Raw genomic sequence first — 12,389 nt, 5'->3', positions numbered from 1 at the left:
ATGGACGCCTCCTGCAGTGGTGTTGCAACACCTCCACTCTGGCACATCAATGCCGTCAGGGGGCGTCCACCCCTACGTTTTCGGGAAGCACGGACATCCACCCGTGCGACCGAGTCGGGTCGGAGGTGGAACGTCCGCTTCGAGACCAGGGGTCAGGGTCCGCTCCCCACCCGACGCGGTCGTAGAGCGGCCGGACGGGTCCCGACCCAAATGCGCCTCAGCCGCGAGATCGATCGGTCCTCGAAAGCGGACGGTCCGCTGGAAAGCGAAAAACCTGACATCCGCTGCATCCGATCCTCCGGCTCATGGCTAGCGTTCTCGATGCCGCCTTCGCGGCAGATGGAGAGCGCCATGCGACTGAGCCTTATCGCCGTTACCCTGCTGGCTGGCACCTGCCTTGGAACCGCCGCGCGTGCCGAGACCGTTGCGGCACTCGTCGGCGATGCCTCGCTGGCGCTTGTCGACACGGCCACGAAGAAGGTTACGAAGACGGTGACGATTACCGGGATCGGCGGCAGCGTCCTCGGCATAGACGTGCGGCCAGCCGACGGCATGCTCTACGCCGTAATCTCGGATGGCAGCGTCGTTACGATCGATCCGATGTCCGGCAAGGCCACGGCCAAATCAAAGCTCGACATGATGCTGGCCGCCGGCACCGCGGCGACGGTCGACTTCAATCCCGTCGCCGATCGCCTGCGCATCATCGGCTCGGACGGCACCAACCTCCGGGCCAATGTCGATGACGGCAAGGTCACCAAGGACGGACAGCTCAAGTTCGCTGAGACCGACACGATGAAGGGCAAGACCCCTAAGGTGACGGCCGGCGCCTACACCAATGCCTTCAAGGGCACGAAGGAGACGGCCCTGTTCGACATCGACACTGCTGGCGCATTGCTGAAGCAGGCTCCGCCGAATGACGGTATCCTGAACACCGTCGGCATGCTCGGCATGTCGGGCGAGGCCGTGGCCTTCGACATCGTGTCCGATGGCCAGGGCGAGAATCAGGCGTGGGCGATGGCCGGCGACACGCTCTACAAGGTGGATCTCGCGACGGGTAAGGGCGAGATGGCCGCCAAGATCACCGGCGTGTCCGGCAAGGTCCGTGACATCGCTATTCTCCCCAAGATGTAGCATTGCTCCGCACATGTAGGACCGGCCCGGCGGCCGGTCCTTCCAATCGCCGGGAAAGTCATGGCGCCGTTCGATCACGCCTCCGCGTTGGAAGGCTGCGCCCGGGGGGATCCGGCGTCGCTGCGGCGCCTCTACGACCAGGAGGCCGGGTTCCTGCTCGCCGTCGCGCTCAGGATCGTGCGGCGGCGTGATGTGGCGGCCGACGTCTTGCACGATGCCATCATGGACATCTGGGAGCGCGCCGGCACCTTCGACCGCAGCCGCGGCGCGGGCCGTGCCTGGATCACCAGCATCGTGCGACACCGCGCGCTCAAACAGATCCGGATCGTCGGCCGGGAGACGGAACTCGACGCGGCCGCGGCGATAGAGGTCGCGGACGACGCGCCCGATCCATTCGCCATCCTGGCGACGTCGCAGGATGGGACACGCCTTCATGGTTGCCTTGCGCAGCTTGGCGCCGAAAGGCGGGCAGTGATCCTGCTCGCCTATGTCGATGGACTGTCGCAGTCCGAGATCGCCGAGCGACTGGGGACACCGCTCGGGACCGTGAAGGCATGGGTCCGCCGCAGCCTCATCGCCTTGAAGGATTGCCTGTCATGATCCCGAGCCAGCCGGAAGACCGCGACGTCCTGGCGGGCGAATACGTCCTCGGCCTGCTCGACCCGGCAGCCATGGCGGAGGTCGAGCAGGCTCTGGGTTCGGATGCAGATCTGGCCCGCCGCATCGCCGTCTGGGAAGAGCGGTTGCTTCCGGCCTCCGCGGCCCTCGGGAAGGCCGAGGTCGATCCGGCACAATGGGCGCGGATCGAGCAAGCCCTCGCGACGCGCCGGCAGGCGCTCGGCCCGACCACGGCTCCCTCCCTCACGCGGGTACGACACGGTGTGTTGAGGGCGGCGTGGCGCAGCTCTGCGCTGTGGCGGGCCACCACGGGCCTCGCCACGGCCGCCGCGATCCTTCTGGCGATCCTGCCGAGCCGCGTGTCGGCGCCTGTGGAGAGCCCGACGCGGTACTACGCGATCCTGCAGAGTCGCGACGCCGCCGGGCAGGAGAGCGGGCCGGGATGGCTCATCCAGGTCTCCCAGAACGGCACCGTCCAGTCTCTGCCGCTGGCTGACGTGCGGCCAGGAAGCGGGCGCGCGCTGCAACTCTGGACCCTGTGGGATCAGGCGCGCGGTCCGGTCTCCCTCGGCGTGCTGCCCCCGGGCGGAGCGATCCGCCTGCCGCCGGAGCGGCTGGAAGCCATTGGCGACGGGCAGGTCTTCGAGATCACGCTGGAACCCGAGGCGGGTTCGCCGATCGGTCGCCCGACAGGTCGGATCCTGTTCATCGGCCGCGCGAAGGGGGCGGCAACACAGGATCTGTAGCGGGGCGATCGCGGTGCCCAAAGGAGCTCGTTCGCGTTCGAGGCGAGTTGTTAGAACGCACTGCCGTCGTTGCTTCGACACTCTGATCACAAGTGAACCGCCGCACATTCAACCCGATCCGATCGGAGAGTGAGCAGGCGGGGCCATACCCAAATTTGCCGCACGAACCGTCATGCGCCCTCCACCGAAAGCAGTCGTTTGTCGATCCGTGAGGTGGGCAGCCGTGTCACATCTGCGGGCCTTCGTCCGATCAGTGGGAGAGGGGCCGACTCCGGTGCACGAGTGAGCTTCGATACCGGCAGCCCCGATCTCGTCAGGTCGAAATCGCTCGCTTACCCCAAGGTCGAGATTTGGCTCGGCGGCTTACCGCCAGCGGCTGAAACTTTTCGCCGACTAGGTCCGTAATGATACGCAAGGATCGGATCGTGCCGAGGCCAAAAGCCTTGATGTGAGCGCGCGATGACTATTGCGTATAAATTTAGTATATAGAAGTATTTTTTCAATTATTTAAGGAACAACGATAAGATCATGCTGTTGCCCCGTGGGTTGGATAAGATGTTCACCTCCACAGGAGATCCCACATGAAGAAGTTCACGCTTGCGCTGACCGCCTTGACCGCCCTCGGCGGCATCGCTTTCGCCGCCGGATCGGCCACCGCCGCCCCGATGTCCGTCAACGGCCTGCAGTCCGAGAGCGGCGTCACCCAGGTTCGCATGGACCGCAGTGAGCGGATGATGATGAAGAAGCGCATGATGCGGAAGCAGATGATGAAGCGTCGCATGATGAAGAAGCGGATGATGAACCGCGGCATGTGATCGTAAGCCGTTGACGCCTTCGGAGGTCCCGACGCAGGGGCCTCCACCCTGTTGGCGACGACTTCGAGGAAGACCGTTTGGCTCGCACTGATCTGACCCGCTCTGCGCCCGAGATCGGTGAGGTCGAGCGTCGCCGATGGATGTTCAGGCATCCTGTCGTCATCCGCATCACGCATTGGGTCAATGCGGTGTGCCTCCTGGTCCTGCTCATGAGCGGCCTGCAGATCTTCAACGCGCACCCGGCGCTGTACTGGGGCAACGTCTCGACTTTCGATACGCCACTGATGGCAATGTCGTCGACGGAGGACTACCCGCCCCGAGGTGTGACGACGGTGTTCGGTCATGCCTTCGAAACGACGGGCTGGCTAGGCTCATCGACGGGTTCCAACGGTGAACCGGCCGACCGCGGCTTCCCGGCGTGGACGACCCTGCCAAGCGACCAGGACCTCACGGGCGGCCGCTCCTGGCACTTCTTCTTTGCCTGGGTCTTCGTCCTGAACGGCGTCGCCTACCTGTTCTATGGGCTGGTCAGCGGACAGCTTCGGTTCCGTCTGATCCCGTCGCGAAATCAGATCCGGCACTTCGGCGCATCGGTGTGGGAGCACTTGACGCTGCGTTTCCCGCAGGGCGACGAGGCCAAGCGCTACAACGTCATCCAGAAGCTCAGCTACCTCGTCGTGCTGTTCGTGCTCCTGCCGGTGCAGGTCCTGGCCGGCCTCGCGATGTCCCCGGCGATGGACGCGGCCTTCCCGTTCCTGCTGACGGTGTTCGACGGGCGCCAATCGGCCCGCACGGTCCACTTCGTCGTGGCGGCCATGCTCGTCCTGTTCGTAATCGTGCACGTCGCCCTCGTCCTGCTCTCGGGCTTCTGGAATAACATGCGTGGCATGCTCACCGGCTGGTTTGTGATCGAGCGCAAGGTCGAGCCGTCACCCATCACCGAAGAGCCCCGGGCATGAGCCGCCTTCCCAGCCGACGCTCCCTCCTGACGGGAGCGTCCGCCATGGCCGCAGCGGCGATGCTCGGCGGCTGCGACCGCCTCGGCAACGCGGAATGGTTTCGTCGAACGCTCAAGACCGGCGAGGACGCCAACCTTTTCGTCCAGCGCCTGCTGCTCACTGACCGGACGCTGGCCCCGGAATTTACCGAGGCCGACATCTCGCCGTGGTTCAAGCCAAACGGGACCGAGGACCCGCCCGACAAGGACTACAAGGCCCTGGCGAAGGGCAAGTTCGCCAAGTACCACCTGGAGGTCGGCGGCCTCGTCGAGGCGCCCTTCCGGCTGTCCCTGAGCGACCTCCGCAAGCTTCCGGCCCGAACCCAGATCACCCGGCACGATTGCGTCGAGGGTTGGAGCGCCATCGGCAAATGGACCGGAGTGCCCCTCTCCGAACTGCTTGACCGCGCCAAGCTCAAGCCACAGGCGCGCTACGTGGTGTTCCACTGCGCCGACACCATGGACCAGGGCAGTCTGCTCGAAGGCGGGGGAGACGTCGAGGATGCCGATGAGGTCCCTGCCGGTAACGCCAACCCGAGCATGACGAAGCAGTCGGGCGGCGATGAGAGCAGGAAAGACTCCGGCGGCCAACAGGCGACGGAGGACGATGCGGCCAGCGGCGGAACGCCGGTTCGGTTCTACGAGAGCATCGACCTGGTCGACGCGTTCCACCCGCAGACCATCCTCGCCTACGACATGAACGGTCAGGCGCTTCCGGTGTCGAACGGCGCACCGTTGCGCCTGCGGGTCGAGCGCAACCTCGGCTACAAGCAGGCGAAATACGTGATGCGCATCGAGGTGGTCGAGAGCTTCGCCAACATCGGCGCCGGCAAGGGAGGCTACTGGGAGGACCAGGGCTACGCCTGGTACGCCGGCATCTGAGTTGGCGCGGACGTGACGTCCACGTCACTTTGAGCATGCATGGCGCCAACCTCTCGTGGCGAGCTTTGACAGAGTTTTCCGGTGACGTTCGGCGCTTGCAAACTGCCGAGTGGGGTCGGACCCGCGCCGTGTAGCTGGCAATCGGACCGGCGACGTGGCCTGGAAGCGTCCGGTGAGAATGGCCCGCGGGCGCGACTGAAATACCCGGCCTGACGAGATCCGGGACGGCCCGATGTTCGGACCGCAGCGTGAATATCGAAGGACAATGCTATCATGTCCCTGCATTTTGAACGCCTTGGCACGGGCCGGCCGCTGCTCATGGTCCATGGGCTAGGGTCCAATCTCCGCACCTGGGATCCGCTACTGCCCGCATTGCGCGATTCGCGCCAACTGATCCTGGTCGACCTACCGGGGCATGGCAGATCGGCCCCGCTTGCGGGTCGGCAGACGACGGAGGCTCACGCGGACGCCCTCGCCGGCTTCGTGCAGGCGCAAGGCCTGACGACAGCGGACCTTGTCGGCAGTTCGGTGGGGGGCCGGCTGGTGCTGGAGCTGGCGCGGCGGGGCATCGGTCGGCACTGCGTGGCGCTTGATCCCGGCGGGTTCTGGCACGGATGGGAAACGCGCTGGTTTCACTGGACGCTCGCGGCATCGATACACCTGGTGCGATTGCTGCGGCCCTTCCATGCCGGCCTGTCGCGCCACGCCGTCACCCGTACGCTGCTGCTCGCCCAACTGTCGGCCCGTCCGTCGGCACTGCCACCGCAGCTTGTCGTAGGGGAGTTGCAGAGCCTGACGGCCACACCGGTGTTCGATGCGATGCTGTGTGAGCTGGCACGCGGGCCGTTGCAGCAGGGTTCGGCAACGACGCCCGGCCTCGTCACCATAGGCTGGGGCCGCCAAGACCACCTGCTGCTGCCGCGTCAGGCTGCACGCGCCCAGGTAGCATTCCCGTCGGCCCGTCTGCACTGGTTCGAGCGCTGCGGCCACTTCCCGCATTGGGATCAGCCTGCCGAGACGGCGCGCGTGATCCTTGAAACAATTCAGAAGGATGCACCTTGAATTGGCTCGTCGAACACCCGAGCCCACAGTCATCCAGGCGGCCGCTAGGTCTACCTGGCACTGAGCGACTTCCGCCACCCTGATAACGGCGTCGCGGCCGAGGACACCGCCGGCATCGACCGCATCCCGACGTGAGGAACGGCGCGATGGCGCCTCCGTTAAATCCCGACATCCATAAGGACGATGACATGAGCTTGCAGGGCAAGAAGATCGCGATCCTGATCGCACCGCGCGGTACCGAGGAGCCGGAGTTCGCGAAGCCCCATGAGGCGGTGAAGCAGGCCGGGGCGACCGTGACGGTCATCGGCCTGGAGGCCGGCGAGGCCGAGACCGTGAACAACGACCTCGATCCGGCCGGACGCTACCAGGTGGACAGGACCATCGAGGGAGCGTCAGCGGCGGACTACGACGGGCTCGTCATCCCCGGCGGCTGCGTCGGCGCCGATAAGCTCCGGGCGAGCAAAGATGTCGTGGCGTTCGTTCGGGACTTCTTCGCCGCAGGCAAGCCGGTCGGCGTCATCTGCCACGGGCCTTGGACCCTGATCGAAGCGGACGTCGTGAAGGGACGGACGCTGACCTCCTATCCCACGGTCCGGCGCGACATCGAGAACGCCGGCGGCACCTGGGTCGATGAGGAAGTCGTTTGCGACAAGGGGCTCGTCACGAGCCGCACTCCCGAGGACCTCCCGGCCTTCTGCGCCAAGATCGTCGAGGAGTTCGCGGAGGGCCGCCATCCCGAGCAGGCTCGAAGCGCCTGAGGGGTCGGGTAGCCAGCGATCCGCTCTTGAGTCTCCGGGGCGGTCGATGGGCCGCCCCGGGCCATACCCTGACGACGTCCCGTGGCCGGGACGCCCTCGCGGAAGCCTCCATCAGCCTTTGATGGCGCCGATCTGCTTGAGGATGCCGAGCTCGTCGGATGAGCCCCACCGCTCGACCATCTTGCCGTCGACGAAGCGGCCAATCTGCATGCCGCGGACCTTGATGGCCTTCCCGGTCGGCTTGTGGCCGTTGAAGTCGCCCTGGTGCGTGCCGGTGAGCGTGTAGGCGAAGGCGACGCTGTCCCCGTCGGCAACGAGCTTCTTCACCTCGACCTTCATGTCGGGGAAGGCGGAACGGAGCTGCGTGAAGAAAGCCTGGTATCCCTCGGGACCCATGTGCTGGCCCGGCGCCGGGTCGTGATCGTGGCAGTCCGGGGCGACGACCTCGGGGAAGGCGTCGAACTGGCCGCTGTTAACGAGTTCGCCGAACTTTTCGGTCGCTTGGATGCTGGTCTCGCGGGACATGGTGTTCCTTGGTTTCGAGGGCGGCGACACGGCACCGGCTATTTTCACGAACGGGAAACTCCCGCCACGGTCCGACGTTGCCGATGCCGCGCACGACAGGGTCTTAATGAACGCCAGGCACGACGGTGGATCGTGGCACGGTGCCTGCCCACGTTGGCGAAGACGTCGTTTACGAGGCCGTAGGTAGCCGACTGCCGGGTCGTCCGTCCCTAGGTGACGTTCACCCGCACCCGATGCCAGCAGGTGCAGAGGTAGCCCTTGTGGTTCCAGATTTCGTCCGGCAATGCCGGCTGCGTTTGGCCCGCTTCGTCCCAGGCGCGCACGGCAAGCTCATGCTCGCCCGCAGGCAGGTCGAGGTCCGCGCTCCAGAACGTCCAGGCGAACGGAGCGTCGGTCTCGTGCTCCAGTTCGGCCTGCACCCAGGATCGCCCCCCGTTCCCGGAGACGTCGACGCGTACGACGGCCCGATCCCCGCTTACCGCGTAGCCGCGGATCCTGTTGCTCCCCGACTTGAGGGCGGCCGCAGACCCGGGCTCGCAGATCGCGGCGTTCAGCGGCATCGTATCGATGGTGTGGCCCTTGGCCGGATCGGCGGTCTGGGCGGTCACGTCGGCCGGGTACAGCTTGTAATCGCCGGCCTGGATCGGGTTGTCCGAGGGATGGTCCTGGACGGTCAGTCGCCGGAGCCATTTGGGGCGGTTCTCCCGCAGTTTGCGTGGAAGGGTCGCGGCGACGCAGCGTGGATAGGCTGATTCAGCTCGGGGATGATCCTATCTTCATCCCTGCCAGGCTGCATCGTTGACCGCGTTGTCCGGCACTCCGGTCATCTCATCATTGCCGCCCACGTTCGACGGGATCGTGGACGCTGTCCCGACTGCGGCGCGCCAAGCTCTGCCGTTCATACTCGATACGTCCGGCATCCTGCCGATCTTCCAAGCTTCGGCGAAGCCGTAACGCTGCGGCTCACGGTCCGCCGCTTCTACTGCCACCATCCCGCCTGTCGGCGGCGCACGTTCGTCGAACCGCTGCCGCGGCTTCTCCCGCCACGCGCTCGACGCACCGGCCGGCTCGCTCGAGCTCAGGCCCATGTATGCCTTGCATTGGGTGGCGAGGCCGGCGCTCGCCTCTCCGGGCATCTGGGCATGGCCACGAGTCTGGATACGGTGCTGCGTTTCGTCCACGGTATGACGCTCCCGCCGATCGGTCCGCTGAGAGCGGTGGGGATCGACGACTGGGCCATCCGCAAGGGGCAGACCTACGGCACGCTACTCGTCGATCTCGACCGGCGACGTCCCATCGACCTGTTACCAGATCGCTCCAGCACAACCGTCGCCGCGTGGCTGCGTCGACATCCCGGGATTGCGGTCATCACGCGCGACCGCTCGTCCGAATACGCGCGCGCAGCCACCATGGGCGCCCCCGCGGCTCTCCAGGTCGCCGACCGCTGGCGTCTGCTCCTCAACCTGCGCCAAGCCGTGGAGCGCTGGCTCGGCCGCGTCCACGGACGCTTACGACATCTGCCAAGCCTTGCCGCCGAAGAGGCGCGACGGCCCGGACAACGTCTGCGAGCCTACCGCCGAAGCCAAGCCGAGATCGTCGTGGGCCTCGACAGCCGTGCCCGGCGTCTGGCCGCTTACGAGGACGTGCGTCGGCGCTTTCAGGGCGGTGAGACCCTGCTGGCGATCGCTCGGCAGATGGGCCTCGCACGCGGGACGGTGCGCAAGTATGCACAGGCCGAGTGCTTTCCGGAGCGCGCAAAGCGTCGCCCGAGCCCCAGCCGCCTCGATCCCTACCTTGCGCATCTGGAGCAGCGTATGACCGAGGGGTGCGAGAATGCGATGGAACTCTGGCGCGCGCTACGCGAGCGTGGCTTCAACGGTACGCACCGGCAGGTTCACCGCTTCGTTGCCGAGCGTCGCACGAGACCAGCGCGGCGCACCGCCCGCAAATGGCTCGCCCGGACGTCCCCGCCGGTCACCGATGCGATCCCTCTTCCGTCTCCCAAGCAACTGGCTTGGTTCCTGACCCAGCCCGTCGAAGGCCGCCTGCCCCATGCGACCGCCGCTATCGGCCGGATCGAGCAGGACCCGGAGGCGGCCCGTTCTGGTGACCTGGCGCAGCGGTTCGCAGTTCTGGTGCGGACCTGCTGTGATGATGACAGCCGGCCCTCGGATCCTGCCGGCGAACTCGACCTCTGGCTCGACGCGGCGCGCCACAGTGGCATACCGGCCCTCGAGACGTTCGCTGTTGGCCTGGAGCGGGACGGAGCGGCGGTGCGTGCCGCATTGACGACGTCATGGAGCAACGGTCAGGCGGAAGGTCAGATCAGCCGCCTGAAGTTGCTCAAGCGGACCATGTACGGACGCGCAGGCTTCCCCCCTGCTCCGACGGCGTGTCCTCCTCGCTGCGTGATCCACGCAAACTGCGGGAGAACCGTGGAAGCGGGGGACGATCACTTGATCGCTACCCCTTCGGTCCGGATAGGTCGACGTGGAAACCGGAGCTCTCGTGTGCCGCGGTGATTACACTCGACCTTCCGCCAAGATGCCTTTCGATCTGTCAGTGCTAGGGTCCGCACCATGCGTGAATGTCACCGCGAAGAGCAAGCGGTGCCGGAGGAGAAACAAAATGTCGGATCTCGCGACCCTGCGCGGCCTGTCCGGTCTTGGTACGGAGCCTCCATCTCTCAAGGGCTCGGCCCTCGTGATGATCGACCTGCAGGAGACTTATCGACAGGGTGTGATGCGCCTCGACGGCGTCGAGCCGGCTCTTAAGGAAGCTGCTGTCCTGCTCGCGCGGGCCCGGGACGCCGGCATACCGATCATCCACATCCAGCACGATGCCGGGCCCGGCTCGCCCTACGACATTACGGCATTTATCGGTCAGATCAGCGGCGAGGTGGCCCCCCAGGGCAGCGAGCCGGTAATCACCAAGGCTTATCCGAACGCGTTCGTAGGAACCAATCTTCAGGCGCAATTGGAGGCGGCGGGAGTCAAGGACATCGTCCTGGCAGGGTTCATGACTCACATGTGCATCAACTCGACGGCGCGCGGCGCCTTCAGCCTTGGGTTCCGGCCTACCGTGGTCGCCTCGACCACGGCAACCCGCGACCTGCCTGCGCCGGATGGTTCAATTGTCCCGGCTGCGCAGCTTCAGGCAGCAAGCCTGGCCGCACTTACGGACCTTTTCGCCGTGGTCGCAGGCAAGCAGACCGATATCCCGGACTGAGCTTCGCTTCGCTTACGAACGTAGCGGCACGACTCCGGGATCATGGTCGGCATGACGTCGTCAAACCAACGATTGTTCTCTGCCGCTGAGAACCAGAGCCGCCTGAAGCCCTCGCGAGATCGCATCCGGCCGGACTGATCTCCGTACGGTCCAGTCGTAAAACGGACAGGCAGATCCCGACCCTTCGCCCTCAAGCTGACGTTCCGCCAGCGATCCCCGAAAGCAGCCGTCGTTGTGGACGATACCCGGGGCGTCGGGGGCGTCAGCCGACCGTGAGCTACGCGCTCCGGTCCTCGGCATCGGCGCCGCTCTCCGCGAGCCTGTTACGCAGCGTTCGAAGAACACGCAGCGCCGTAGCGAGATCGTCGGAAGGGATTTCTTTGGCCAAGTCGCCGGCCGCCGGAAACCAAGCCCGAACGGCGGCTTCGTAGGCCTGCCGACCTGCCGCCGTCCAAACGACGAGTTGTGCGCGCTTGTGGTGCGGGTTGGTCTCGAAGGCCACCAAGCCGTCCTTGGCGAGTTCGTTGACGATGCGCTGCACGTTCTGCCGGTTCGCGCCGAGGTCCCGGGCCAGCCAAGCCACTGGCTGCGGCCGATCTGCATAGGCGATGGCCCCCATGATCTGCCAGCGCGCGCTGGTGAGCCCGAAGGGCTCGACCAGGCGGTCGCCCCAGATCAGCGTCGCGTTGTTGACCCGGAAGAGCGTGAGAACGAGATCGGTCAGCGCTTCAGCAGAGGGAGAAACTTCGGACATCGCAGAGATCACCGCCCTATTGACATCATGATGCCATTTCGCTGAATATGACATCACGATGCCATTTAGGCATCACGAAGGCAACTCATTGGCCTGCATGCCCAAGGAGCACCCGATGTCGACTTTCATCGAAATGGACAGCACCGTGACCCTCGCCGACCAGTTGGCCTATGAGGAGGCCGGTCCTGTCGTCTTGATCAACACCTTCGTCGTCCCGCCAGAGGACGCGGACGCGCTTCTGGAGGTCTGGAGCCGCGATGCGGCGATCATGAAACGGCAGCCGGGCTTCATCTCGACACAGCTTCATCGCGGCATCGCGGGAAGCGGTGCCTTTCTGAACTATGCGGTTTGGCAGTCCGTCGCCCATTTCCGGGCCGCCTTCGCCAACCCCGAGTTTCGGGCGAAACTCTCGGAGTATCCGGAGAGCGCGAGGGCGAGCCCCCATCTGTTCCGTATGGTCGAGGTTCCCGGCATTTGTATCGCCTAACGCCTAATGGACCCGGATCAGGACACCGCTCGTCGAAAACGTGGATGAAGGCTGATCACTGCGGTTGCTTGATCGAGTGATGGCCACTTTCTCAGCCCTCACTTCCCAAAGCGGACCGTCGGAAATCCACTACCCTGGACGTGGGTCATCCTCGACTTAGTTGCCGAGAAGCGGACCTTCCAAGGGTCTGAGAAGAGTCGGGAGCGGTCCCAACGGCTACGTCTGCTTGATACAACCGGCATCCAGAAGCGGACGGACAGGAAACCACCCGACCCGGTCATACAGCGGACCGGCGGAAGCCGACCCGTTGCGTAGGGGTGGACGCCCCCTGACGGCATTGATGTGCCAGAGTGGAGGTGTTGCAACACCACTGCAGGAGGCGTCCA

At 65.4% G+C, this 12,389-nt stretch carries 12 protein-coding genes and 2 pseudogenes; 11 read left to right on the top strand and 3 right to left on the bottom strand.

Going from position 1 to position 12,389, the window contains the following annotated elements; translation table 11 throughout:
* The first annotated feature begins 210 nt into the window (after positions 1-210).
* From AC3WLN_RS21960 to AC3WLN_RS21925, 8 genes are all read left to right on the top strand, one after another.
* Positions 211-1,131, top strand: coding sequence for a DUF4394 domain-containing protein (locus AC3WLN_RS21960; protein ID WP_492484826.1), 921 nt, complete (start codon positions 211-213; stop codon positions 1,129-1,131).
* Between the two features lie 60 nt (positions 1,132-1,191).
* On the top strand, positions 1,192-1,731 hold the full coding sequence (locus tag AC3WLN_RS21955) for a sigma-70 family RNA polymerase sigma factor (RefSeq protein WP_492484824.1): 540 nt from the start codon (positions 1,192-1,194) through the stop codon (positions 1,729-1,731).
* The gene (locus tag AC3WLN_RS21950) at positions 1,728-2,495 is read left to right on the top strand and encodes an anti-sigma factor (protein ID WP_492484823.1); all 768 of its coding nucleotides are present in this window, start codon (positions 1,728-1,730) and stop codon (positions 2,493-2,495) included. Before AC3WLN_RS21955 ends, AC3WLN_RS21950 begins: the two co-directional genes overlap by 4 nt.
* A gap of 581 nt (positions 2,496-3,076) precedes the next feature.
* Positions 3,077-3,310: a hypothetical protein gene (locus AC3WLN_RS21945; protein ID WP_492484821.1), complete on the top strand. Its 234-nt coding sequence runs from the start codon at positions 3,077-3,079 to the stop codon at positions 3,308-3,310.
* 77 nt (positions 3,311-3,387) lie between these two features.
* Positions 3,388-4,269, top strand: coding sequence for a cytochrome b/b6 domain-containing protein (locus tag AC3WLN_RS21940; protein WP_463779420.1), 882 nt, complete (start codon positions 3,388-3,390; stop codon positions 4,267-4,269).
* Entirely contained in the window at positions 4,266-5,189 is a 924-nt protein-coding gene (locus AC3WLN_RS21935; RefSeq protein WP_463779417.1) for a molybdopterin-binding protein, read from the top strand. The genes AC3WLN_RS21940 and AC3WLN_RS21935 overlap by 4 nt, the downstream gene beginning before the upstream one ends.
* Before the next feature lie 273 nt (positions 5,190-5,462).
* On the top strand, positions 5,463-6,251 hold the full coding sequence (locus tag AC3WLN_RS21930; RefSeq protein ID WP_463779414.1) for an alpha/beta fold hydrolase: 789 nt from the start codon (positions 5,463-5,465) through the stop codon (positions 6,249-6,251).
* Positions 6,252-6,439: 188 nt separating this feature from the next.
* The gene (locus AC3WLN_RS21925) at positions 6,440-7,009 is read left to right on the top strand and encodes a type 1 glutamine amidotransferase domain-containing protein (RefSeq protein WP_238278274.1); all 570 of its coding nucleotides are present in this window, start codon (positions 6,440-6,442) and stop codon (positions 7,007-7,009) included.
* A gap of 111 nt (positions 7,010-7,120) precedes the next feature.
* Here AC3WLN_RS21925 and AC3WLN_RS21920 read toward each other — a convergent pair whose 3' ends face one another.
* Together AC3WLN_RS21920 and AC3WLN_RS21915 are read right to left on the bottom strand one after the other, a co-directional pair.
* Positions 7,121-7,534 carry an ester cyclase gene (locus AC3WLN_RS21920; RefSeq protein ID WP_463779411.1) on the bottom strand — a complete coding sequence of 138 codons (414 nt, stop codon included), beginning with the start codon at positions 7,532-7,534 and terminating at the stop codon, positions 7,121-7,123.
* A 209-nt stretch (positions 7,535-7,743) separates the two neighbouring features.
* A pseudogene (locus AC3WLN_RS21915) lies at positions 7,744-8,229 on the bottom strand (molybdopterin-binding protein); the annotation flags it as partial.
* Positions 8,230-8,298: 69 nt separating this feature from the next.
* On the opposite strand from AC3WLN_RS21915, the pseudogene AC3WLN_RS21910 reads away from it, so the two are divergent.
* Positions 8,299-9,946: pseudogene (locus tag AC3WLN_RS21910) on the top strand (ISL3 family transposase).
* Between the two features lie 216 nt (positions 9,947-10,162).
* The gene (locus tag AC3WLN_RS21905) at positions 10,163-10,762 is read left to right on the top strand and encodes a cysteine hydrolase family protein (RefSeq protein ID WP_492484817.1); all 600 of its coding nucleotides are present in this window, start codon (positions 10,163-10,165) and stop codon (positions 10,760-10,762) included.
* A gap of 277 nt (positions 10,763-11,039) precedes the next feature.
* Here the strand turns inward: AC3WLN_RS21905 and AC3WLN_RS21900 are convergent, their stop codons facing one another.
* Entirely contained in the window at positions 11,040-11,516 is a 477-nt protein-coding gene (locus AC3WLN_RS21900; RefSeq protein WP_492484815.1) for a MarR family winged helix-turn-helix transcriptional regulator, read from the bottom strand.
* Positions 11,517-11,631: 115 nt separating this feature from the next.
* Here AC3WLN_RS21900 and AC3WLN_RS21895 point away from each other — a divergent pair, with 115 nt between their 5' ends.
* Positions 11,632-12,003, top strand: a complete 372-nt coding sequence (locus AC3WLN_RS21895; protein ID WP_492484813.1) for an antibiotic biosynthesis monooxygenase family protein — start codon at positions 11,632-11,634, stop codon at positions 12,001-12,003.
* Positions 12,004-12,389 lie beyond the last annotated feature (386 nt).

Source organism: Methylobacterium sp. FW306-05-D (assembly GCF_058782155.1).
The sequence above is the reverse complement of the archived record's forward strand: the minus strand, read 5'-3'. Positions and strand labels throughout refer to the sequence as shown.

Coding starts and splice junctions, on each gene's coding strand:
- AC3WLN_RS21900 (WP_492484815.1), bottom strand. CDS start 11,516: ATGTCCGAAGTTTCTCCCTCTGCTGAAGCGCTGACCGATCTCGTTCTC.
- AC3WLN_RS21930 (WP_463779414.1), top strand. CDS start 5,463: ATGTCCCTGCATTTTGAACGCCTTGGCACGGGCCGGCCGCTGCTCATG.
- AC3WLN_RS21960 (WP_492484826.1), top strand. CDS start 211: ATGCGCCTCAGCCGCGAGATCGATCGGTCCTCGAAAGCGGACGGTCCG.
- AC3WLN_RS21925 (WP_238278274.1), top strand. CDS start 6,440: ATGAGCTTGCAGGGCAAGAAGATCGCGATCCTGATCGCACCGCGCGGT.
- AC3WLN_RS21895 (WP_492484813.1), top strand. CDS start 11,632: ATGTCGACTTTCATCGAAATGGACAGCACCGTGACCCTCGCCGACCAG.
- AC3WLN_RS21920 (WP_463779411.1), bottom strand. CDS start 7,534: ATGTCCCGCGAGACCAGCATCCAAGCGACCGAAAAGTTCGGCGAACTC.
- AC3WLN_RS21935 (WP_463779417.1), top strand. CDS start 4,266: ATGAGCCGCCTTCCCAGCCGACGCTCCCTCCTGACGGGAGCGTCCGCC.
- AC3WLN_RS21955 (WP_492484824.1), top strand. CDS start 1,192: ATGGCGCCGTTCGATCACGCCTCCGCGTTGGAAGGCTGCGCCCGGGGG.
- AC3WLN_RS21945 (WP_492484821.1), top strand. CDS start 3,077: ATGAAGAAGTTCACGCTTGCGCTGACCGCCTTGACCGCCCTCGGCGGC.
- AC3WLN_RS21905 (WP_492484817.1), top strand. CDS start 10,163: ATGTCGGATCTCGCGACCCTGCGCGGCCTGTCCGGTCTTGGTACGGAG.
- AC3WLN_RS21950 (WP_492484823.1), top strand. CDS start 1,728: ATGATCCCGAGCCAGCCGGAAGACCGCGACGTCCTGGCGGGCGAATAC.